The following is a 23,862-nucleotide window of genomic DNA, read 5'->3' on the forward strand; positions in this document are numbered from 1 at the left end:
AATGTGTCGATAAATACTGGTATATCCGTAAAAGATTACGTTTTAAAGTAAATTTTTTAGAGAATTTCCTAAATTCGGGTATTTTCATGGTATACTAACAACTGACCTGTTGTTAGTATCGGGCCAAGTGCCGGTGTGAGGTTTTCATACACAACACAACTCTCAGGCCACGTCAAACAATGCGGTACTCGCTCTGTTGCAAGCCAGCGGAGCGCGTATTTAAAAGTTTGCTTGGATAACACCGTGTGTGTTGTATGTGCTTTACGGCTAGGTAATAGGCCAACAGTCCGCCATTTGATACAATCGGAGTACACGCATGAAAAACATAGTTAAAGCTATTCTGTCGATATTAACAGCGGCATTTTTAATTATCTTGAGCATTATTGCGAGTGCTGCGACTATCGCTGTAGCACCTATTTATTTTCTGTGTGTACTAGTTTTCTATTGTGCTGAGTTATGCGCAGAATTGGCCGACGCTGTCGTGGCTTGGACGAAAGATAGTATCGGCGTTGCGCACAGCAAGGAGGTTGTGTTTAGGATTGAGCCAGATAGCCCTGACGGTATCAAGTTAAGTGACATAGCCAACGGTAAAAGTGTTGAATACAATGGTGTTGATCTGCGGGGTGTTTTGCAGTATGCGCGCAGCATTACGGACGAGCATGACTCTTCCTCATGTTATGCTACCCCTGTGCTTTTGGTGTCCAGTTCTGGTCAGCGCTTTTTATGCCATGAACGCACTGTTTACCCAGTGCAACCTCCAATTGAGCGGCCAGCGCACCTGTTCCCGCCACGTAAAAAAACATCGCCCTTGTATTATACATGTATGCAAGATAGGGATGCTCCCGCAAATGATAAGGGTGCCGTTCGGGAGATTGTTTTGAAAACAGGTCTTGTCGTAACCGGGCCGCGAACCAATGATGTTCGCTTGCAATTTACGGAGAACGAGAGATCCGATCTTGCAAGGGTGAGGCTCATCGTTCCTTCAATAGCGGTCAGAAAAACCCCTGGTATGACCCCGATACATTTGGCGCTTTTATCTCCCTGCGTGGTGTCAGACAACTCAGAGTCTGTGTTCTTTAGGCGCTATGTAGCGCTGGCTAGGGCTTGTATGGGTGATGATGGCGAACTGCCTTTGGGGCTAAAATTGGATATACACATGAACATGCAACAATTTGTACATGTTCTTACATACAACAAGGGTACCATATCTCGTATGAATGCGGAATTCCTAATCAACAGCGTGCGGCTAGTAGGTAGAGAGTATAAAGCCGTATCCCCTAAATATAATGTGGACGAACGCGTGCAACATTTACGGAGAGTGTTGCTCTTATTGGGTTTGTCACAGAGCGAAGAAACTATGTTCAGGCCTTTTTCGGCACAAAGCAAACTTTGGGTGGTATCAGAGTTTATACACTCAAAGCAGTTTCAAAATGCTGTGATCTCAGCCGCTATGGCTAGTATGACAAGCAGCATTGATAGGGGTATAACTTCCAAGGAAGCCATTTTAAAGGGTATGCCATACCTGTGTAAGCAAATTCCCGGTCTGTGTGAGGCTGTCTACACTATAGTTAGGGCCGCGAAATATAATAACAGCGCGTGCGATGAGGGTGAGTTGAGCAACTTGGCGCTTTATAACATTGCAAATGTATTACGTACCCAACAAGATAGCAGCGATGCTCTTGACCTGCCTAGCGTAGATGAGAGCAATGCGTTTGAGGGCATGAGCGAAAGAGCAGTAGAGCGTTTTGATGCACTGAAAGACAATGCCTTTCGCGCGTCTCATTCTTCGTATGATGTCAGTAATGTAGACGAAATATATAAAATTGGGCGCAGTGTATTGCGGAACAAGCACTGCTCCGAAATAATCGCATATCTGGTGGCGCATAACATACGGTCAAATGGTATGCGCGCGGGTGGAGTGTTCCATCTACATTCACACGATATGTCAGACAACCTGATTGTGGAGTATGTAAAAACCGACTTGGCGTTCCTTGGGCACGCATTCGCCACACTTGGTGCGAAGTTAGCGTTTGCTGATAGACAGGAGTGCGAGATGTCTTTACGAGTTCGTCAAGCAGATGTACACACATTTCCGGAGCTTAAATACCCTACACCTGCATCAGAGACGTCGCTTGATAGCTCTAAAGTTACTGCAGTTGGAGCAGAATCCGGAGCCGCCGGGCGACCAGCAACTAGGGCGGCAAATGCATGACGCCTAATGTTAGAGTTGCAGGTATTAGGAAGCCGCGGTTGTGTGCGGCTTCTACGTGATGTGAGAACGGAAAATAAACCCACCCGGTGGCTCTCAGTTAATTTGTGGCCGTGTTTGCTTGATCGCGCTGCTTGTAAGATTCTGCTGAACGTAATTTTAGAATGAGAAAGACAATCAACGCAGCGAATCGCACATAGTGCACTAATAGGTGCCACAGCTACCTAAGACGATTTCCAAATCTAAAATTATAAATATATTTACATACGTCTATGTATCCACGAATTTCGTGTTATAAAGGTAGAAGCTTCAGAAAATTCCTAAATCAGGTATTTTTGTGGTATGATGCAACTCGCTTGTTGTTGGTATCAGACCAGGTGCTGGTGTGAGGTTTTTGCATACATAGCACGCTACCCAAGTTGACTGTGAACACACCCACTTGGTGGCAAAGCTTACGTTGATAATAGGGCACAGAAGCGGTCTATGTTACAACTTGTTACCGATGCACTGAAATAGCCAATCAGCTCGACGGACGATAAATGAAATTGGAGTGACACGCATGAAAAAGGTAGCTAAAGTTATTTTGTCGGTATTAACCGTTGCACTTTTGCTTGCCCTGTGCCTTGTTATAGGCGCTATGTCTGCAGCTACGGTACATATCCACCTTCTGTGTTCGCTGATTTTATACAGCTTTGGGTGGTGTGTAACGCTGACCAAAAATGCTATAGCTTGGGCGAAAGATAATATCGGCTTTGCACACAACAAGGAGGTTGTGTTCAGGATTGAGCCAGATAGCCCTAACGGCATCAAATTAAGTGATATAGCCGATGGTCAGTGCAGTGAATACAACGGAGTCAATCTGCAGGGTGTATTACAATACGCGATCTGTAATAATGGGACAGGGGCACGTGCCTTTCCAAACAACACCCCCATGTGCTTTGTTTCCTCTGGTCGGCACTTTTTGGGTTGTGGAAACATTATTTACCCAGTACAACCCCCAATAAAGCGACCGGCGCGCCTATCTCTGTACTGGAAGAAATTCAAGCTTGCTGATTACACTTGGCCGCAAGATGGGGATAATCCTGCAGATGATGGGGATGCCATTCGGGAGATCGTTTTGAAAACAAATTTTGCAGTAACTGGGCCGCGCACCAACGATGTGCGTCTTCAATACAAGGATAATAGGGGATCCAATATTTCAAGAGTGAGACTCATTGCTCCCTCGGTGGTGTTAAGTAAAACTGGGGATATGACTCCAATCCGCGTGGCACTCCTGTCTCCCTATGTAGTGCGAGATGACTCGAAGTCTGTGTTCCTGAGGCGCTACATTGCACTTGCCAGAGTTTATGGGGGCGAAGATGGGAGAAGAGTTGCTCATGGATTTCAAAAAGATATACGCGCGAATATGCAACAATTTACGCATATTTGTGCGTATGAGAGGGGCGCCTTGTCTCAGGTGGATGCGACATTTATGCGCGTAAGTATGGATACGCTTCGGGCTGCTGCGAATAGGTTTTCTAAATGTAGTGTGGCTGAACTTGAACGGCACTCAAGGCATGTGTTGCTCTTATTGGGTTTGTCGCAGAGCGAAGATGAGATGTTCAAGCCTCTTACAGAAGCAAGTAAAGTGTGGCTAATGTCAGAGTTTATACACTTACAGTCATTTCAGGATGCCGTGATCTCAGCTGCTATGGCTAGTATGGCAAGTAGCGTAGACGGAGGTGTAGTTTCTAGAGAAGATATTTTGAAAGGCATGCCATACCTGTGCAAGCAGATTCCTGGTTTGTGTGAGGCTGTCTACGCTATAGTCAGGGCTGCGAAATATGGTAACAGTGTGTGCGAGGAAGGTAATCTAAGCAATATAGCACTTTATAGTATGGCGAATATGCTCTATAGATACGGTGTGCAACTGCCCAGTATGGATGAGGATAGTGCGTTTGAGGGTATGAATGACAGGGCGAGAAGGGATTTTGACACGTTCGTAGAGCAAATTTTGCGTGCATGCCGTCTCTTACCACACTCCGGCGATACGAGCAGCATGTGTGGCACCGCATGGCAAGTATTACGGGATGGGCGCTGTTCTAATGTAATTGCATGTTTGGTAGCTTATAGGGTGTCGTCTTTGTTGGGTTTCAGTGGAAAATCAGTGAACGATTTATGCATTCCCGCGGCATCGGACGAGTTTATAATAGATCACATAAAAGCCAACTCGGCACCACGGAGCTGCGCACCTGAACGTTGGATCGAATTGGAACTTGCTGATAAGCAAGAGTTGGAGATATCTTCTGACACTAGCACAAAGGTGTACGAATTTCCAGGGTTTGTATATCCTCCCGCGTCAGATACATCGCTTGATAGCTCTGAAGTTGCTGCAGTTAGAGCAGAGTCTAGAACCACTAGGCTGGCAACTGGGGCAGTAAGTATGTAACACCTAGTGTTAGAGTGGTATGTATTCGAAGCTGTGGTCATGCGCAGTTTCGGCAAGCATGGGAATTATAAATCCGCCAGTAGCTTTCAGTTGATGTGCGGGCTGCGGTTGCCTGATTGCGGCCCCTTTCTAGGTATATTGAGTTTATAAAGATGATTACCACAGCGTACTGAACATTGCTTGCTCCAGATACTGTAAATTTAAAGCGGCCGCTAAATCCAAAATAAATACACCCACACGCGTTGATATATCTGCAAATTATATGTTATAAAAGTAAAAGCTTTAGAAAAATCCTAAATTCAGGTATTTTATTACTATGGCACAGCTACCTCCCATGGTGTGCTGTTCATTGCATTGTGAGTTAGTGTGAGCACGCCTACTTGGTAAAGAAGCTTACATGGCACAAGGCATAAGGAACGGTCCGTCGTAGCTTTTTGACTGTGAAATAATAGGTTGATGGGCCCGGCGACATATAAACAAAATTTGGAGTCACACGCATGAAAAACACAATTAGTGCCGTCTTTCTACTAATACTAGCCTCTATGTTTTTACTCGTGCTGTGCTGTATCGTAGGTATTATGTCCGCAATCGTGATGCCTATCTATTTCCTATCCAAACTGGCTTGCTATTTGTTTACGTCGTTTGTCACACCGATAGCTAAGCAGGGCATAACTGTGGTTAAGATGTTAACCGGTCTTCCTTATCCCAAGGAAGTTGTGTTTGAAATCGATCAAGACCTTCCTGACGGCATCAAATTAAGTGATATAGCTAATGAGCAGTGCAGTGAGTACAAGGGTGTCGATCTGCGAGATGTACTCCAGTACACGATTTATAATCGGGAGACAAAGATGCGCACCTTCCCAGAAAACACCCCCACGTGCCTGGTATCCAGTTCTGGTCAGTACTTTTTCGGCCACGGAGACACCCTTTATTCGGTGCGATATCATCCAATTGTGCTACCGTCTGCTTCTCTCTTTTATAGAGTGCTTTTACCTTGTAACAGGGAAGGTAATAACGTGATTGTTTTGAAAACACGTTTCGCAGTAACTGGGCTGCGTACTAACGATATAGCTTTTGGATATGCTATACCGCAAAATGGCATTACCAAGATGAAGCTTATTGCTCCCTCAGTAGTGCTAAACAAAACCAGAGGTATGACTCCAACTCGTTTAGCGCTCCTATCCCCTTACGTAGTGTCGAATAGTTACGAGTCTGTGTTCTTGAGGCGATACATTGCACTTGCTAGGGCCCGTGTGGGTGGGTCTGGTGGAGAGTTTCCAGCCGCGGTGGCGTGGGACATACGCGCAAATATGCAACAATTCATGCATATTCTTACATACGCGAGGGGTGCTTTGTCCTTGCAGGATGCAGGGTTTCTACGTGATGGTGTTAAGTTCATCCAATCCGCTAGGAATGAGGTTATAAAGTGTAGTGCAGCCGCACGTGCTAAGCATGAAAGTGATGTATTGCTATTACTAGGGCTATCGCAAAGTGATGAGGCAATATTCAAGCCTCTTACGGAAAGAGGGAAACTTTGGTTGGTATCGGAATTTATATGCTTACAGCAATTTCAAAATGCCGTAATCTCGGCTGCTATGGTTAGTGTGAAGGATAGTATAAGCAGAGGCATAGTTGCCAGAGATGATATTTGGGAAGGTATGCCATACCTATGCAAGCAAATTCCCGGTTTATGTGAAATTGTTTATGTGCTGGTAAAGGCTGCAGTATACAGCACGTACGAAGAGGGGCTTTTGAACAATCTGGTTCTCCGCAACATTAGGGGCACAATGCGCTTCATGGATAGAGTAATGCCAGAAGTAGGCGAGGGGCCTGAATTCGGGGGTGTAGACGGAGGAATAATTGGGAGATTCAACGCACTCAAAGAAGATATCTTGCGGGCATCTAGCCTCTCACATGGGGACAATGTTCGCAACATGCATACTATTGGGCGCCGCGTGCTGCAGAGTGAGCGCTGTTCCGATGTAATTGCATGTTTGGTAGCTCACAGAGTATCATCTTTATGGGATTCTAACGGGCAGTCGGTGCACGACCTATGTACGTGTGAGACATCAGATGAACTGATTACAAATTATGTGCAAATCGACTCAGCGCTGCGGAACCGCGCATTTAAACACCGCGGTGCCAGCTTAGAACTTGCTAATAGGCAAGAGTGCGAGATATCCTCCGATGTTGAGATAAAGGTGTGTAAACTTCCTATGCCTGAACACCCCGCTCCTGCGTCAGATACATCACTTGATAATCCCGAAGTTGCTGCCGCAATTAGACCAGAACCTGTGGCGACTACACCGCCGATTGGGGCAGTGGGCGCATTGTGCGCCAGTATTTAGGGATATAGCTTAGTGCATAATCGGGCCGCTGAGAAGGCTAGTAATTCCCAGAGTTCAAAGTTATACACAACCCAGCTTCTGCGAGTGTGGGAAGTGTTTTGCTGCCGTTGATGCTGAGTGGGAGCATTTGCCGAAACACGCGATAATCGGCCTGCGGCTAAAACCATGTGCAATTTAGTAGGATATTCTAGTAAGAATTTGAAGTTGCTAAGCAAGTGCGTGTACTGCAAACATGTGAAGCTGCGCTGAGAAGATTAAACATTGTTCATAATTCATATTAGCATTTACAAAGTTAGGGATCGTGGACGATAAATTCCCAGGCTTTGTCACGGTATGCAGTTATACTCAAAATGCCCAGATACTCCGATTAGATATTGCCTGCGCAGCTGGCACAGTCGTAGTACGCTGGCAGTGATTGCCTGTATCTGCTGTACGCACACATTACCTAAATCAGCCGTGGATAGGACATTGTAAGCACACTTATGGCTGATGTATATACAACTGTTAGGTTATAAAGTAAAAATTTTGGAAAATTCCTAAAATTCAGGTTCTATCGTGCTATAATATAACCAACTTGTCGTGAATACTGTGCTTAGTGTTAGTTCGGTGTTTTCTGTGCATAATGCACACCACTAGCGTTTAGCCGGAATAGTCCGGTATTCACCTTATCACAGGCCAATTATTAAACTCGCCCGGCAGTAGCAAAAGTTTACTAAAATAATCTTATTTGAAAGTGCGTACAAACGACGCTTCTTATGAGATGGCAGGTCGGATGAGCCGATAAATGAAAGAATTGGAGTATATGCATGAAAAACAATTAGAGCTGTTGCGTACGCATTTGTTTTGGTGCCTTTATGCATACTATACTGCATTGTAGGTGTAGTAACGTTGGTCTCATTAGTAATTTTTGCCATCCACTATATGGCCAATAGTTTCATATATTCACTTCTCACTCCTACAATCCAGAGTACTGCTGCCAGGGTTAAAGAGAATTTTTGCATTCCTCGTCGTAAGTTGGTAGCGTTTAAAATTGACAAGGATAGCCCCAATGGTATCAAATTACGTGATATATCCAGCGGTGCATGTAGTACGTATGAGGGTACAGATCTGCGAGGTATACTCCAGCATGCGACCTATGATGAAGGGGCGGGAGAGCATTTTTTTCCAGGGGACGCGCTGGCGTGTTTCGAGTCTTCTCACTCCGAGAGACTTTTTTACGGCCATAACGATACTCTTTACCCCGTGCAACACCTGAAGCTGTCCGGATACGCCGCCTTGTTCCTACATAGAGCACTTTCGGTTTTACACAGGGAATATAGTCGCGTGATTGTCCTGAAGACAGATTTTATAGTGGGTGGATCACATGCTGATGAAGTAATTTTTGAAGGTAGTGCGCCAAGTAGGGGCATGCGTAGATTAAGGCTGTTTGTTCCTGACGTGGAGACACGCGATACTAAGGACATGAACCCGATTCGTGTAGCACTTCTCTCTCCACGCGTTGTGCCATATGACTCCAAGTCCCTGTTTTTGAGGCGCTATGTTGCGTTGATTGTGGCTAGCATCTCTAAGTACGAGAGAATAATTCCCGCGCTGTTGTGGGATATATATAAAAATGCGGAACAGTTAACGTATATTACTGCGCACAAAAGAGGTATTTTGTCCGATCCGGATGCGGAGTTCTTATCACGTATAGTGGGTTTTGCTCAGAATACTGTATGTGACTCGCAATTCCAGTGCGATCGGACTGCACGCTCGGCATGTGATGGGTACATATCATTGCTGCTTGGTTTGTCGCAAAGTGAGGAGGCAATGTTTAGGCCTATGACAGAACGGGGTAGGCTTTGGCTAATATCGGAGTTTATACGTTCAGATAGATTTCAAAGCGCTGTAACGGCGTTAGCGCTCGCTAGTGTGGGACACAGCCTAAATACAGGTGTTACTTTTAAGGATAGAATTATGGCAAATATGCCATATTTATGTAGGCAGATTCCCGGTTTATGCGAAGCCGTATATGCAATGGTAAAGATTGCAACTAATGGTGCGTACGAGCAAGGATCCTTGAGCAATTTAGTGTTATATAGGGCCCGCCGAGCAAATAGGGAGTTGAGTGTACTGCCCAATGTTGATGCGGAACTTGCATTTGAGGGTATGAGCGGTGAAGCAGAAATTCAGCGCTTCGAATCACTCGTCAACAGCGCTATGTCTGCACTACTTACCGATATGCGGGGTAATACTACTGATACCGAACATGCTTTCATACGTGGTCTAGCACGTAATGTGTTACGCAGCAGTCGCAGTGCTGACATAATTGCTACGCTGACAATCTGTAATATACAAAGGCTACGCACAGATACCACACTGCTGTTGGATGCCGTATCGACCGACATAGTGGCGGGTGACATGATAGCAGAATATGTGCTAGAAGAAGCGCAGCACGACCCCGAAATTGCTAGCGGTGCCGTGTTGAAGCTTGCTAACAGGCAAAAGTGCGAGATATTTTGTGATGCTGAGACGTGCATATATCCGGGAGGTATACGTTGTGAGCGTGCCAGATCGGCATCAGGAACTTTGCTGCAAAGTCCTGTAATCGCCGCAGTGGTGGAATCAACGGCTACTGGGCTAGTGCGCGAGGCCTATTAGGCCCTCAAACCTGAGTCAAGGTCTTAGCGTGGATCGCAGATCTGTATATTGCTGATGGCGCGAGCTGCACAGCGATGGGTGCACTGCATAGGAGATGGTAAACTCTGAGTATCATCCTCCTTGTGACAGAGCTTTATATTTGAGTTATACGTAAATAAGTTATGATAGGGGATTATTGCAACAATACATCACGCACTGTGGCTGATAATGTATCAGCGTCCAAGATAGGGGATGCTGGTTTTAGCGGGTCTAATCGCTCTCGTTTCGGAACTTATAGGGTGAGGCCTGCCTATAGAAGCCGTTATGCTGACAATAACGCAGCGTGCCCAAGAATTGCCATAGTGCGCTATGCATTGGTTATAATATTGGCCACTATACAGCTAATTTCCGTAATACTGGTAACTTATGATCTGATAACAAAAGGTCATCTGTCAGTCCGGAGTATGGCCCTTACGGCTGTATGTGGCATCATGTTGGGGGCTTTACTATGCTTTATTGGCTTTAGATTAGTACATTCATTTTTACGGCAAAGAACTAACGTTACAAGGGTGCCTGATGCTCAGCTCTCAACGACTCCTCCCGTCAGTGTGCCCTTATCTACTGCAACTGCAGGGCGTGCGATTGAAAGCCCAACTGACTACTTATCTGAAGTGCAAAATAATCTGCATGATTTCGGAGCGCAGTGGGTTCCCGATACGCCTTTATCTACTACAACTGCAGGACGTGTAGTCGAAAGCTCTGCTGACCGCTTATCTGCGGTGCGGAATAATCTATGTGGAGTACGGATGGTTTCTGATATTCAGCCTGCTGGTCACGTAATTTTGACCGCACGCTACTTAGGAAAGTCTGAAGATCATCTCTCGCCCTCGGTTGTGCCTGGAGTGAGCGCATCCCGTGTTGCGTTTTACTCATGCAGACGAGGGGAAATCTTATGCGCTATAGGGCGTGAAGTTTTTAGAGTTCGCTCGTGGACTATCGGGTGTGTAGACCCAATAGTACCCGGGTATGTCCAAATTATTTTACGCCCTATGTTTCCCAAAGACATGAGCATTGCAAAATGCAGAATGTATTTTAAACGTGACGGAGCGGCAGAGGCCACACCGATGCATTTGTTGAAGGTAAAGGTTACAACGGAAAGTTTGCTGTCGCTTATGTTTGAATCCGGCATTTACACTGATTGTGTAGGAAGCTCAGAATCCCTAAGACACTACATGGAATTTTACTCGCGCCTGTCGCTATGTTGCTCGCCTGGAAGCTCTAGAGATGGAGCGATATGCAGGAGTAGGGAAGAGGCTTTGAGGCGCGCTGGGCAAGACTTATTGTATATGGCTGGTAACCATGCCGAGATTCAGCAGTTCACGCACGATATTATTACTTATAGAAGGGTATTTGAACGGCTTTTAAGTTTCGGGTCTATTACAAGGCTAGAAAAGGCATTTATAGATTCCTGTCTAAACTCTACTTCAGAATGCAATGCGGAAGCTTTAGGTGGCGATGGAATGGGTACTTCTCGCGAATTCATATCTGCGCTTTATGCAATAACGTGCACATACGAGCAATTCTTCAAAAATTTAGATGACACTCACCGTACACTATTGATAATCTCAAAGTTTCTTACTGACAGAGATTTTAGGGTAGTGATGGTAGCGAAAGCTATGAACGCAGTACACAATGCAATTCACATCATCAAGGGGAGAAAAGCTCAGATAACACTTGATGCGATAATTAGCCATGGACGCATAGAAGAGTCTCTATCATACCTATGCAGATGGATGCTGGCATTATTTGAAAGTGTTAGTGCAGTTTTGCTTATAAGCTCGTGTGGACTTACGCACATGCAAGACCTTGATACATCAATTGTCAGGTGGTTAGCTGTCATTCCTGGGTTTGAAGTAATAGGCGCGAGTGGTGTGGCAGAGGCATTAGCCACGTCCGCACAGTGGGGTAGGGGGATTACTCCAAATTCAGAAGTGGATGCACGCTTTTTAGCGGCAATTGATATCATGGGTAAGACAGCCGAATTTTGTGCTTCTGTCCCGGGGGCCACCCAGGCATTATGTACTGATACCGAAGATATCGGCGTGACTGGACCCATGAAAACACTGCAGACCCCACTTGCAAGGCTAAATCGAGAAGGCCTGAGAGCAATAATAGCCTTTGCAGTTGCCTGTGAAATCGCAGATTTACTTCCTGATGGACAAAGATGTTCACTTGATGCATTACGCGAGATCATTGGGCCAGAAATAGGCTCCGGAGCGATGTTGAGGATACTAGAAAATGCCGGGCGAGAACAATACGGATTTTTTGCATCGCTAATATCAGACATTGTGTACGTACGCTACCCATCTTTGGATAGAGAGCTAGTTGGTGTGCGATTTCCTGCAGTTGAGGAGACTTCTTTCGTTAATGTGACAACAGAAACCGGTGTTCAAACTCCATGCAGGCTGGCACTTCAGAACCTATGACGATATCCGTGGTGGGTTAAGCGTATAATACTACCCTTGCTGTCATATACTCTAACGCCGGGTTGTGCGACTATTGTGCCCACCTTGGTAACTTTTACTCCAAGATCTGCTGCTATGAGCATTATTTGTGTATGGTTTTCTGCTGCAGAGGTGAAAGCAAGCTCGTAATCATCTCCTCCGCTACAAATGCGCTCTATAAGTTCTGGATTATGCCTAAGTACGTCTCGTGCTTCATCGGAAATTGGGATCTGGTCTAGGTGAACTCTCGCGCCCACATTTGATAGCCTACATATGTGCCCTATATCCTGAACTAACCCGTCTGAGATGTCTATGCAGGCCGAAGCTATGCTGCATATTTTACTCCCAAGTGTAATCCTGGGTTCTGGCAGATCATACCTATACTTTAAAGTGAGGTACTCTCCCTCGATAAGGCCCTGATACACCATTAGTCCCAAAGTAGCGTCTCCTATATTACCGCTTACATACAGTAAATCTCCAATTTTTGCTTGTGACCTTGTCATACTTTGTATACCGGGAACCCCCATGGCTGTGATGCTTATGGTAATGGTACCCGTGTTGTTAGATGTCGTGTCCCCGCCCATCAAGTTAACATTGTAGTGTGTGTTATCTTCCCTCAGACCATTGCTGAATTCCTTCCACCAATCTTCGGTCACTCCCTGCGGTAATGACATACCAAGTACGTACCCGTGAGGTTGAGCCCCCATCGCTGCGAGATCGGAGAGATTCACTCTCAGCGCCTTTTTTGCCAGTAACGCCGGATTGCTGTTGGGGAGAAAGTGAATTCCTTCTACCAGAATATCTTGTGTAACGATAAAAGACCCGTTGGGGGAAGAAATTTTTCCCGCATCGTCATTCTCAGTGCCAAATCCGCTGCGCATAAGGGGGCGTATGTACCTCTCTATACATGCAAATTCATCCATATTTGACGTCTCGGTAGTGATTGGGTAGGTGTGCACGCTGGTGGATGAGTGTTGCATATCGTTTGGAACTTTAAGTTTTTCCACCTCTACCTCCCGCATGCTTCGTGTTAGTAGCGCACTTCCCAGCGCTTTACCTCATTATGCAAAATCTCGCTGTTTGCCGTCTACGCTGGTTAAAATTGTTATAGCTTTTATTTCTTAGTCAAGAAACAAGGTTGTTTTCTTGGAAAATACGCTAAATAATGTATTAGGTTCTGTTTTGTCGACTGTGGTGTCTTTGTGTGTGTATGGGTTCTGTGCAACAATTCTTGAAAGGGCAGGTGCATTTTTAAGGTGTGCGGGTCTTGCAGTTGCGGATTTCCGCAGGCATGACGGGCTCGTATACTCCGGGTATTTGTCATTCATTTTCCTCCTAGCCACCTTTCCCTTTTTGGTATTTTTTACCGCTATGACTTCCACAGCACTAAACGTGCTGGACAAGCACGAAGACTTTCTTCACGGGCTTGTTACCTCGTTGCTCAGCGAACTACCGCATGAGACTATTGCTGCGCTTTTACCTAGAATCAACGAGATATTATCCGGACCTCCGCAGAGCTTGTTGACTGTGGCCATAGTGGGTATTGTTTGGACTGCATCTTCAGCCATAGAAGGTATGCGTACAGTACTAAATAAGGCGTTTAGAGTTTCAGCGCCACCTCCATATATTCTCGGTAGGATGCTGAGTATCTTGCAGTTTTTGGCAATAGTTTTAGTGATGATGTTCAGTGTATTGTTCATAGTCCTGGTACCCATAATCCTCGATGTACTTGATCAGAAATGGGGCTACTTGGGCTATGTAAAATACACCTTGAGCGAAGTAATATTGTGCCTTTCCGTTGCACTTCTGTATTTTATGGTGCCAAATACGAGGCAACGTATGGGGGTTGTGCTGCCTGGTGCGGTTGTGGTGACAGTATTATGGACTGTATCTTCGTTTACCTTCTCCTGGTACTTGTCAAATTTTCGGGTACTGCACACAATGTACGGTAACCTTTCAGGTATTGTTGCGTCCATGCTCTTTTTCTACATCCTTAGCATATTTTTTATATACGGAGCGGAGTTGAGTTATAGGCTGTCTAAACAGTTCTGATATATTGGCGGGCCCGTATGCCTTGTAGAGCGGAAAGTGGTTAAGGTTTTGGAGTGGGGAAGCTTGAGTTTTGATTAAAAGTTTTCCAAAAGGCCTTTCCAGATGTTGTATATGTTATTAGAATACCAGCCTGCACTGGTGTTCAGTTGTAGAATTGTTTGGAGTAGGGAAGATCTTCAGCTGCGTGGCAAGTTGCATGTTCGATTCTGAAAATCTTTGGTTGCCGTACAATAGTGCTAGGTCGCCAGCCAATGCCATGAAGGTTGTGTCTGGTAGTGGATGTTACCTTCAGTTAGAAGATGGCAGAAGGCTTTTAGACGGCATATCCAGCTGGTGGAGTGTCTGCCATGGATACTCCCATCCGTATATAGTGACAAAAATGCGTGAGCAGGTGGAGAGGCTTTCCCATGTAATGCTCTGTTCCGGGATGATTCACGAAGGGGCATGCGAACTGGCTTCAAGGCTTATATCTTTGGCGCCACAAGGATTGCACAAGGTCTTCTTTTCCGACTCCGGATCTATGGCTGTGGAAGTTGCAATGAAAATTGCAGTGCAGTACTGGCACGCTGTTGGTAGGCCGCAGAAAACGAATTTTATCGCATTCAAAAACGCATATCATGGCGACAGCATGGGGTGTATGTCGGTTTCTGATCCGACGGCCATACATGGTACGCGGTTTTGCAATTACTACCCGGCACAACACCTATTTGAATTACCAACGGATGAGCAAAGTTTTGCGCTGCTGAGGAGTGCAGTAGAACGGATTGTGCATAGAACCGCTGCGATCATAATAGAGCCAATTCTCCAGGCTGCTGGGGGGATGCACATTTACTCTCCAGATATACTTGCATTGCTACTTAAGTTGGCCAGAGAAGCCGATATTCTTCTTATTGTTGATGAAGTGGCAACCGGCTTTGGTAGAATTGGTACCATGTTTGCGTGCGAGCAGGCCAACATTTCTCCCGACATCATGGTCCTAGGTAAAGCTATAACTGGCGGAATGTGCCCGTTGTCAGCAACGTTGGTATCTTCAAAAGTTTGTGAGCCGTTTGAGTTGCGCAGTGGAAAGCTAATGCATGGTAACACCTTTGCGGCAAATCCCCTGGCATGCGCCGCCGCGAACGCTTCGCTTGATTTATTTGAGGATGGGACGTTGATAGGTAGAGTGCAAGCCATTGAAGAGCGTCTGAAACGTGGGTTAGAACCGCTTAAAGGCCTAAAATACGTTTACAACACCAGAGTGAAGGGGGCCGTTGCCGCCATGGAGATAGCAACGGATCACTTCGATTATCTTCGGGAGAGCTTCTTGCGCAAGCTCTTGGATTTTGAAATCTGGATAAGGCCGATCGGGAATACTGTGTACCTTATGCCCCCTCTCATAATCTCTGATGTAGAGCTCGAGCATCTGCTCACCTCAGTATGTGCTCTTGTACACTCTTGCAAAGATCGCCTAGAGGCTGTGATCTAGCACCGCGAGTTGCTTGTCATGCCACGAGGTGCGGCTATAGGCTCTGCATTTTGGTGCGCGTACGTTGGTGCGTTGCATGCGTACACAACACAAATTGCTAGGGTTAGGGGTGGCTGTATGCGTGCACTATGCCCCTGGTGGCTTAGATGCCGCTTTTTACAGGCACTGTATGAACGCGGGTGCTTACGGATAATTACTGTTGATATTTTGTGGGAAATGGAGAATAATCCTCCGATTCCCGGTTGGAGAGGTGGCCGAGAGGCTGAAGGCGGCGGTTTGCTAAACCGTTATACAAGTAACATTGTATCGAGGGTTCGAATCCCTCTCTCTCCGCTCAGGGGTGCTGCTTGATTTTAGTCCTCTGCTGCTGAGCAGTAGGGGGCAGGTTGGTGTCTACTTATGGGTTACAGTTGGGGGTATGTACCTTCTTGCGAAAAGGCGTGGGTGTAGGAATATAAGATCTGTAGTCGAGAGTTTTGTGCTGCAAAAGTGCGAGGCATGGCGGCTGAGCAGGACGGAAATTCGAATCATGCTCAACTGGAGAGATATAGTTGGGGTGCGGATTGCAGAGCTTGCGCGGCCTGATAGAGTGGTTTTTTCTAAAGATAACTCTGGGACACTGCATCTACGCGTTGCTAACGGTGGGCACGCGATGTTTATTCAATACGCAATACCCGGCATCATTGAGAAAATTTCCGTGTATTTCGGGTTTAAGGCTATATCATCGGTTAAAATTCAGCAATAAAAGACACTGTTTGTTGGTTGGCGGTTATAGCATTCCGGTGTTGTCGGTGTTCTGAGAACCTGAAATTGCGCGTCTTGCTGTGGTGTGTTACGCTTTCAGTCCGAGATTTAACTCACTGCAAAAGCTTGCGGCTAAGGTTGACCCGTAGAGAATTGATATTGCCGTGACTGCAGGAAGTTTGACACCATGCAGAGTTGCTCCACGGAAAGATTCTCGGCCCTGGTAGATGGCGGTATTTCGCACGCTGCGAGCAATGCATCAAATTCTTGGCGAGAGAGCCCCAAAGCATTCCGCATGGTCTTTCTCTTGCAGCCGAATGCTTTTTTTAGCATCTTGAGCATGTATTGATAATCCACTGGGAATCTTAGAGCGCCCAAGGGTGTGATGTTGACTATTGATGAACAAACCTTTGGAGGGGGAGAAAAGACGCAAGGTTGCAGGTCTTTCACTTTTTCTACGTCGCACAACAGTTGTACCAGAACAGAAAGCGTAGAGTAGCTTTTGGTGCCCGGTTTGGCCACTAATCTTTCTGCCACTTCTTTTTGGAACATTAGGGTTAGTTTCTCAAAATTGTGTATATAACTTAACATTTTGAGTAGTAAGATTACTGATATGTTATACGGCAAGTTAGCGATCATTTTGCTTGGCGTTGAGACCATCGCCTCCAAATTTATCTCTAAAACGTCATGCTCTATGTACCTATAGTTTGGGTGTTTCTTCATCAAACTCTGATGTATAGGTGATAGTCTGCGATCTTTCTCAACTGCCAGTAGACTTGCAACTTTACCCCTTAGAATTACTTCGGTCATGGTTCCAAACCCGGGACCAACCTCTATTACGTGATATCCCTCTATTCTTCCAGCGTAGGAGACTATCTCTTCCGCTATCAAGGGATCTAAAATGAAGTTCTGTCCAAGCGATTTGTACGCTTTATGTCTCATGGTGTGCACTGTGCAACTATCTAGGAATTGTCAATAGCATAGCTGAAAATTAACCTTTTGACTTTTATCCTAACATGTATATCATTCTGTCACTAGCTTTTGCGGCTTGGTTTCTCGCGTCGCTGGCCGGCTTAGCTTTAATTGGTAGAGCACCTGACTTGTAATCAGGGGGTTGTCGGTTCGAGTCCGGCAGCCGGCTCTCTTATACCTCTTGTGGAGCCTATGTCCTTTTTTGTTGTGGCCAATTGGAAGATGAATGGGGATGTCGCTTTAGTGAGGGATTTTCTTACTGCGATTGACACCAACTTCGCGCCGAAGCTTCTTAACAATAGCCCCATTGAGTTGGTGATATGCCCTCCGTTCACTTTGATGTCGGCGTTTAACTCTAGGTGTCCGTCGGTAAAGCTTGGGGCACAGAACTGCTTCTCTGGGATAAATAAGGGCTGCACTGGTGAGATAAGCGCTGCAATGTTAAGAGAGTGTGGTTGTGACTACGTCATTCTTGGGCACTCTGACAGGCGCAGTGCATTCGCTGAAGAAAATGCGGATATCAGATTGAAGGCTGAATCCGCCATGGAAGAGGGGATTACACCTATAATATGCGTTGGTGAAACACTTCAGGAGAGAAATGGTGGTATATCCAGTGATATACTAATAGAGCAATGCAATAAATGTTGCCCGAAATGTGGGGAATTTATAGTTGCGTATGAACCGGTTTGGGCCATAGGAGGTTCAACTATTCCTGATTTAGAGATAATAAAAGAGTCTCTTGATACAATCAGGTCTCATAGTTCTGTGCGCACCATACTTTACGGCGGGTCCGTAAATCAGGATAACATATGCGCTCTAAAGTCACGGATTGATGGCTTATCTGGGGTGCTGGTTGGAAGTGCAGGGACGAAAGTCAATGAGTTTTGCGGAATGATAAGCAGTGTGTTGGAATTATAGGTTTTTTATGCTCCGAGCAATAGTTGCCGGATTCATCACGATTTGTAGTTGCTCATTTTTGTTATTTGGTAGGCCGGCGCTTTCTGAGTCCCAAAAAAGCTTTGTGCTTATTGGGTCAGGGTCCATGACCAATGTGTATTATTCCATAGGTGGTGGACTGTGCAAGTTTGTTGTACTTAGTTACGGTGAGGGAGGTAGGCCAGGACAGCTAATTTGTTCTACTTCCACGACTGCCGGCAGTGTTTATAATTTAAATTCCATGCGTAGGGGTACCATGGATATTGGTGTGGCTCAATCCGACATAGGATACCACGCGTATACGGGTGATGACATATATTCAGGAATCCCTCCTATGGATAATTTGAGGCTGCTTGCCTCTATGCATAAAGAGTATCTAACCATAGTTGTCAGAAAGGACTCCGGTATTAAGTCCATCGATGACATAAAAGGCAAGAGGATAAATGTGGGTGCTCCCGGTACTGGGGTCAGGACGGCTATTCTCAGTCTGTTAAAAACCAAAGGTTGGACTGTAAAGGACTTTCTTGTGGCTTCTGACCTCAAATCTTCAGAGCAGGTTCAAGCGTTGTGTGACGGGAAAATAGATGTGATAACAGATTTTGTAGGGCACCCTAATGCTGGAATGCAGGAGGCCTCGGCTACTTGTGACGCTGTTGCACTTTCTCTGGGTGATGCTTTAGTAGCAGAGCTTGTGGAGAAATACCCGTACTATACCGCAGGTTTGATACCCGGAAATACGTATAACAACAATCCTCAAGATATTAAGACAATATCGGTGCGGGCGTCCGTATACGCTACAACTGCGCTATCAGACGAGATGGCGTATGCGATAGTAAAATCCATTGCATCTAATATTAGCAGGTTTCATGAGCTTAGTGGTGCTCTGCGGAAGCTCACACTCAGGGATCTGGTGACTAGTGGAAGTGCAGTTCCGCTGCATGATGGTGCAGAACGCTTTTACAGAGAAACTGGCATGTTGAAATAGCTCCGTAGAATGGTTGCAATTTTGGGGATAGAAACCAGTTGTGACGAGACCGCGGTTGCAGTCTTAGATGGACGTAGTGTACTATCGCATGAAGTATTATCTCAGAAGGAGCACTCGTCTTTTGGTGGTGTAGTACCAGAAATTGCAGCAAGAGCCCATTCTGATTTTCTACATGTTCTGGTCTCCAAGGCTATGGGCAGTGCAGGTCTAGAGTTTAGTGACTTAAGTGCAATTGCAGTAACATCTGGTCCCGGATTAGTGGGTTCACTTATAGTTGGTGTGATGCTTGCCAAAGCAATTGCATATGTGACACGTAAACCCATTATTGCTGTGAATCACCTTGAGGCGCATGCACTGGTGGCACGTATGATCTATACCGACCTTGAATTTCCATTCTTGATACTAATAATATCCGGAGGACACTGCCAATTCTTAATTGCACATGATGTCGGTAGGTATACAAAACTTGGTGAATCAGTTGACGACTCACTGGGAGAGACCTTTGATAAGGTGGCCAGAATGCTTGGCCTGGGATATCCAGGGGGGCCTGAGGTAGAAAATTGTGCACTGAAGGGAGATGCGCACAGATTTCCGTTTCCTAGAGCCCTAAAAAGTAAACCCGGGTGCAATTTTTCGTTTTCTGGCCTCAAAACTGCGGTGCGCTATGCCATTGCTAGGGAGGGAAGGTTAGATAATCAGGCTGTATATGATGTTTGTGCGTCATTTCAGCAATGCGTTAGTGAAATCTTGGTTAGCAGAATTGCAAACGCGATGGCAGCAGCAAAGGCTTCAGATAGTAGCATCAGTAAAATAGTTGTAAGTGGGGGCGTGGCTGCCAACAATTTTCTGCGCGGCAGCATACATAAGTGTGCCAACACACTGGGATTTGATGCAGTGTTTCCCCCCCAAGAGTTGTGCACGGATAACGGCATCATGGTGGGATGGGCCGGGCTCGAAAACCTGCGCAGTGGCAATTTCTCGTCTCTAGGGCTCATTCCCAGAGCTCGATGGCCCCTGGGTTGCTTGTAACTCCTTGCAGCGTTTAAGGCTTTTGTTGGTCACAACTACGGTCTTCGCGATCATATCGTGCCATGCCCTCTTACGCGAATCAAAGTTTGACCACACAATTCCAAGCCCTAATGGTATGCCAGATAGTGCAGTGCTGAAGAACCTTTTTGTTGCTTGGCCCAGGCTCATAGCTTCTAATGTGTTCTCATCTATTACTCTAAGTCCTACTAATAACTTGCCCACAGTACCTTTAAAATTTATCCACATATACACGTGATAGACAAACACGATAACCAATTGTACGACTTGTAGCGCAACCGCCTTATATATCTGTTTGTTTCTCAGAATCCTCTCATCCTTAGTCAGGGAAGCGCCCATCCTGTGCTTTTCAATCGCTTTGAAGGTGGTCTCACTTTTTGGAAAGGTGAGAAAGAAAACTGCGTGTACCAACTGCAGCATAAACACTATAATGGCAAGGTCTATCATGGTGCTTATGCACCTTCTTGCACCCGAAACGTAGCATAGCTCCCCGTCTTTGGGTGCTTTGGTCCGCCCAAAAGGGAAAAGGAGCTTATCTGAAACCCAAGAAAACACTTTCTGTAAACGCTGCATTGCAAACTCCCTGGACAAGTCGGTTAGTCTATTATAGAACCGTGAATACTTTTTTCATCGGGAATTTTTGTGGTCTTTCGGTTGAGCATAGCTGGATTATCGGTTTATACGCGAATAGGGGTGTATGACTGGGAGAAGGCACTGAAGCAGAAAGTTTTAGTGGATGTAAGCCTCTCTTACTCCGCAAAGTCCGATATAATATGCTACTCACGCTTGAAAAAGCTGGTGGCAGGAGCATTTGAAGCACATGGGCGTGAGCTGTTAGAGGATGCAGCCAAGGATCTTATTGGCTGTATAGTACGGGAGTACCCAGTTGTTAGCGAATGTATAGTAGAGTTATCTAAACCAGCAACTTCGTCAATGCAAGACAGAGGAACCTCTGTCGCGGTTATTTGGAGAGCGGGAGATCTGCTTGGAACTTGACAAATCCTAGCAATTTGTTAGGGTGTGGTAGGTTCAGGTTTGCTTTTTCTTATGCGTAATTCCCGGTCTGCAAGAGTGTCGCTCATTGGTGCTGGTAACATTGGAGGGGCGCTAGCACATATGCTTGGTACATCACAGGTGGTGAAGGAGTTAGTGCTTGTTGATGTTGCAGGCGGTATGACGGAGGGTAAAGTTCTTGATGTAGGGCAAGCATTGGCCTTACTGGGTTCTGATGTTGCTATTACAGGTGGCTCAGATTATGCCGCGATAGGACACTCTGACGCTGTGATAGTTACTGCTGGGGTTCCCAGGAAAGAGGGGATGAGCCGCGAGGATTTGCTGAACACGAATGCTGCAATTGTGAAGAATATTGCCGAGAATATCGCCAGGTATTCTCCCGAGGCTTTAGTGATCGTCGTCACCAATCCGCTCGATGCTATGGTATGGTGCATGTACAAATACTCCGGTCTGCCGCCAAGCAGGGTAGTAGGCATGGCTGGGGTCTTGGATTCTGCCCGCTTTTCCTTCTTCTTAGCCCGGCACATGAACGTTTCGGTAAGCAGTGTTTCTTCGATGGTTTTGGGTGGCCATGGAGACCTTATGCTGCCGTTGCTTAGGTATTCCACCGTGGGTGGGGTACCGATCGATAGCTTAATAGAAAGCGGTCGCTTGAATCGGGATGACATCACTGCAATTGTGGAGAGGACTCGCAAAGGTGGAGAGGAGATCGTTAAACTTATGAAAACCGGCTCTGCATACTGCGCGCCTGCGGCTTCGTGTGCGCATATGCTCGAGTCTTACATTCGCGATAAGCGCTCAATTATGCCGTGTTCTGCGTATCTAGATGGCCAATATGGGGTACGCGATTTGTTTGTTGGTGTTCCAGTGGTTATAGGCGAAAAAGGGGTGGAAGAGGTAATAGAGTTTCCCTTAACCGCGGGGGAACAGGCCGTATTCGACCAGTCTGTAGAGCTTATACGCAGTTCTGTTGCTGCAATATCTTGTTGACTGCTACCACCATGGATACACCTGCAGCCTTAACGTGATTTATGGATTCCACAGTTTGGGGCGTAACTCCATCATCAGCAGCTACCACTAATATAACTATGTCGGTGACGTTAGTACCCCGGGCACGCATATCAGAAAACGCCTCGTGCCCAGGTGTATCAAGGAAGGTTATCTTTTTACCATCAACATCTATCTGATAAGCACCTATGTGCTGCGTAATACCCCTGAACTCCTTTTCTGCAACGTTAGACTTGCGCAAAATGTCGAGTAGCGAGGTCTTACCATGATCCACGTGACCCATTACAGTGACAACCGGCGGCCTCGGCTCTAGTGTAAGACCACTGTCACCAATGTCAGATAACTCCCTCTCCATCTGGATCTTACTCACAACCTTGGGTCGATGATTGAATGCGGTGTGGGTGCGTTACAATAAGGGTTATGGCCGCGGGAGGGCACACACCGTGACGTGAGTGATCTGGATCGCTGTGAACTCCAACATCTGACCGGGGCTGGCTTTATCTATACCTACATCGTACATGGTAAGCTTGTTATACACTCAAGAGGCCTCTGGGTTGTGGTGGGGCTCCTCATAACCTCCGGTACTACGTACGCCACTGGCCAGCCCTTTTCTCCTCATTGCCACTACATTCCTGCCAAGCTATGCACGTGAACTGATGCGTACCTATCGCTGGTGACAAACGTGCAGTCAGCTACATAGTTACGTGCATCAAATGTAGCAGTCAACAAGATAGACAGGAGCGATGCCAATGTTGATAAGATTACTAATGATCTGCTGCAGCACGGTGTGGTACCAGAGAAGCTTGGGGGAGACGTCATAATTGTACCGGTCTCTGCGAAGACTGGAGAGAATTTAGATAAGCTGAAATCAAGTGTCTTGCTTTTGGCCGAGATGTTAGAGTTACGGGCCCCAGTTGAGGGTAGGGCGCAAGGTGTGGTAATAGAGTCGAAGATAGAGAGGAATTGTGGCGTAGTTGCGACTGTAATAGTACAGAGGGGTACGCTAAGGAAGGGGAACGTAATAGTAGCTGGGGATGGTTCGTACGGGAAAGTGCGCAACATGTTTGATGACGGCGATAATAGTGTTGAGGAAGCATTTCCATCCATGCCCGTTAGGGTTTTAGGGCTTGATAAAGTACCTAAAGCGGGTGACATCTTTTTGGTGATGCCTTCCGAGAAACATGCCAGGGATTTGCTTGAGCACAGGGCAGGGATTAACTTCTCCCGTGAGCGTGAGTCCAGTAAGAATGGCGGCGTTTTCGCGGGGCCGGTGTTCTCCATGAGTAGGCCCGAGGAAGGAGTCAACATGATACTCAAGGCTGATGTAGCCGGCTCTCTCGAGGCTATTTCCCGCTCCGTAGCGCAGATTGAGCACGAAGAGGTCACAGAACCGAAAACAAAGAGAAATTGTGGCATCGTTTTTGGTGATGGCGACAACAGCACCAGGCAGCACAAAAACCAAGCTCGCAACCAACGCTGCACGCACCCAGCCACCACGGCGAGAGAGACAACCCGCTTGCAACAGCCG

Annotated in this window: 16 protein-coding genes, 2 tRNA genes and 2 pseudogenes; 16 read left to right on the forward strand and 4 right to left on the reverse strand. The window is 46.3% G+C overall.

Going from position 1 to position 23,862, the window contains the following annotated elements; all coding sequences use genetic code 11:
- The first annotated feature begins 316 nt into the window (after positions 1-316).
- The 5 genes from AOV_RS01900 (at position 317) to AOV_RS01920 (ending at position 12,090) form a co-directional block, all read left to right on the forward strand.
- Positions 317-2,212: a hypothetical protein gene (locus AOV_RS01900; RefSeq protein ID WP_075138913.1), complete on the forward strand. Its 1,896-nt coding sequence runs from the start codon at positions 317-319 to the stop codon at positions 2,210-2,212.
- A 556-nt stretch (positions 2,213-2,768) separates the two neighbouring features.
- Positions 2,769-4,637 (forward strand): hypothetical protein, encoded by a 1,869-nt coding sequence (locus tag AOV_RS01905; protein ID WP_075138914.1) that lies wholly within the window; start codon positions 2,769-2,771, stop codon positions 4,635-4,637.
- Between the two features lie 497 nt (positions 4,638-5,134).
- Entirely contained in the window at positions 5,135-6,985 is a 1,851-nt protein-coding gene (locus tag AOV_RS01910) for a hypothetical protein (RefSeq protein ID WP_075138915.1), read from the forward strand.
- A 921-nt stretch (positions 6,986-7,906) separates the two neighbouring features.
- Entirely contained in the window at positions 7,907-9,625 is a 1,719-nt protein-coding gene (locus tag AOV_RS01915) for a hypothetical protein (protein ID WP_147314694.1), read from the forward strand.
- A gap of 161 nt (positions 9,626-9,786) precedes the next feature.
- Positions 9,787-12,090 carry a hypothetical protein gene (locus AOV_RS01920; protein ID WP_233497212.1) on the forward strand — a complete coding sequence of 768 codons (2,304 nt, stop codon included), beginning with the start codon at positions 9,787-9,789 and terminating at the stop codon, positions 12,088-12,090.
- On the opposite strand, the gene thiL is transcribed toward AOV_RS01920, so the two are convergent.
- Positions 12,078-13,088, reverse strand: coding sequence for a thiamine-phosphate kinase (thiL, locus tag AOV_RS01925; RefSeq protein WP_410518150.1), 1,011 nt, complete (start codon positions 13,086-13,088; stop codon positions 12,078-12,080). The two genes, AOV_RS01920 and thiL, sit on opposite strands and share 13 nt — an antisense overlap.
- Positions 13,089-13,299: 211 nt before the next feature.
- Between thiL and AOV_RS01930 the strand changes: the two genes are divergently transcribed.
- The 4 genes from AOV_RS01930 to AOV_RS01945 all read left to right on the forward strand — a co-directional run bounded on the left by AOV_RS01930 (position 13,300) and on the right by AOV_RS01945 (position 16,373).
- The gene (locus tag AOV_RS01930) at positions 13,300-14,160 is read left to right on the forward strand and encodes a YihY/virulence factor BrkB family protein (RefSeq protein WP_117374510.1); all 861 of its coding nucleotides are present in this window, start codon (positions 13,300-13,302) and stop codon (positions 14,158-14,160) included.
- A 196-nt stretch (positions 14,161-14,356) separates the two neighbouring features.
- Positions 14,357-15,628 (forward strand): adenosylmethionine--8-amino-7-oxononanoate transaminase, encoded by a 1,272-nt coding sequence (gene bioA, locus AOV_RS01935; RefSeq protein ID WP_075139470.1) that lies wholly within the window; start codon positions 14,357-14,359, stop codon positions 15,626-15,628.
- Positions 15,629-15,872: 244 nt separating this feature from the next.
- Positions 15,873-15,961: transfer RNA gene (locus AOV_RS01940), tRNA-Ser, on the forward strand.
- Positions 15,930-16,373 carry a DciA family protein gene (locus AOV_RS01945; RefSeq protein ID WP_233497214.1) on the forward strand — a complete coding sequence of 148 codons (444 nt, stop codon included), beginning with the start codon at positions 15,930-15,932 and terminating at the stop codon, positions 16,371-16,373. Before AOV_RS01940 ends, AOV_RS01945 begins: the two co-directional genes overlap by 32 nt.
- Before the next feature lie 131 nt (positions 16,374-16,504).
- Here AOV_RS01945 and rsmA read toward each other — a convergent pair whose 3' ends face one another.
- Positions 16,505-17,323, reverse strand: a complete 819-nt coding sequence (gene rsmA, locus AOV_RS01950) for a 16S rRNA (adenine(1518)-N(6)/adenine(1519)-N(6))-dimethyltransferase RsmA (RefSeq protein ID WP_117374414.1) — start codon at positions 17,321-17,323, stop codon at positions 16,505-16,507.
- A gap of 116 nt (positions 17,324-17,439) precedes the next feature.
- Here rsmA and AOV_RS01955 point away from each other — a divergent pair.
- The 4 genes from AOV_RS01955 to tsaD all read left to right on the forward strand — a co-directional run bounded on the left by AOV_RS01955 (position 17,440) and on the right by tsaD (position 20,294).
- Positions 17,440-17,513 (forward strand) — tRNA-Thr (locus tag AOV_RS01955).
- A 23-nt stretch (positions 17,514-17,536) separates the two neighbouring features.
- The gene (locus AOV_RS01960) at positions 17,537-18,262 is read left to right on the forward strand and encodes a triosephosphate isomerase (protein ID WP_075138918.1); all 726 of its coding nucleotides are present in this window, start codon (positions 17,537-17,539) and stop codon (positions 18,260-18,262) included.
- Between the two features lie 7 nt (positions 18,263-18,269).
- The gene (locus AOV_RS01965; RefSeq protein ID WP_075138919.1) at positions 18,270-19,265 is read left to right on the forward strand and encodes a TAXI family TRAP transporter solute-binding subunit; all 996 of its coding nucleotides are present in this window, start codon (positions 18,270-18,272) and stop codon (positions 19,263-19,265) included.
- Positions 19,266-19,274: 9 nt separating this feature from the next.
- The gene (tsaD, locus tag AOV_RS01970) at positions 19,275-20,294 is read left to right on the forward strand and encodes a tRNA (adenosine(37)-N6)-threonylcarbamoyltransferase complex transferase subunit TsaD (protein WP_075138920.1); all 1,020 of its coding nucleotides are present in this window, start codon (positions 19,275-19,277) and stop codon (positions 20,292-20,294) included.
- Here the strand turns inward: tsaD and AOV_RS01975 are convergent.
- Positions 20,250-20,885, reverse strand: coding sequence for an RDD family protein (locus tag AOV_RS01975; RefSeq protein ID WP_075138921.1), 636 nt, complete (start codon positions 20,883-20,885; stop codon positions 20,250-20,252). The two genes, tsaD and AOV_RS01975, sit on opposite strands and share 45 nt — an antisense overlap.
- A 69-nt stretch (positions 20,886-20,954) precedes the next feature.
- Here AOV_RS01975 and AOV_RS01980 point away from each other — a divergent pair, with 69 nt between their 5' ends.
- The gene (locus AOV_RS01980) at positions 20,955-21,308 is read left to right on the forward strand and encodes a dihydroneopterin aldolase (protein ID WP_075138922.1); all 354 of its coding nucleotides are present in this window, start codon (positions 20,955-20,957) and stop codon (positions 21,306-21,308) included.
- A 51-nt stretch (positions 21,309-21,359) separates the two neighbouring features.
- Positions 21,360-22,316, forward strand: a complete 957-nt coding sequence (gene mdh / locus AOV_RS01985) for a malate dehydrogenase (protein ID WP_075138923.1) — start codon at positions 21,360-21,362, stop codon at positions 22,314-22,316.
- On the opposite strand, the pseudogene AOV_RS01990 reads toward mdh, so the two are convergent.
- Positions 22,306-22,728, reverse strand: a pseudogene (locus AOV_RS01990) (GTP-binding protein); the annotation flags it as partial. The gene mdh and the pseudogene AOV_RS01990 overlap by 11 nt on opposite strands.
- A gap of 321 nt (positions 22,729-23,049) precedes the next feature.
- Between AOV_RS01990 and AOV_RS05560 the strand changes: the two are divergent.
- Positions 23,050-23,541, forward strand: a pseudogene (locus AOV_RS05560) (translation initiation factor IF-2); the annotation flags it as partial.
- Positions 23,542-23,862 lie beyond the last annotated feature (321 nt).

The organism is Anaplasma ovis str. Haibei (assembly GCF_002214625.1).
Lineage (GTDB): Bacteria > Pseudomonadota > Alphaproteobacteria > Rickettsiales > Anaplasmataceae > Anaplasma > Anaplasma ovis.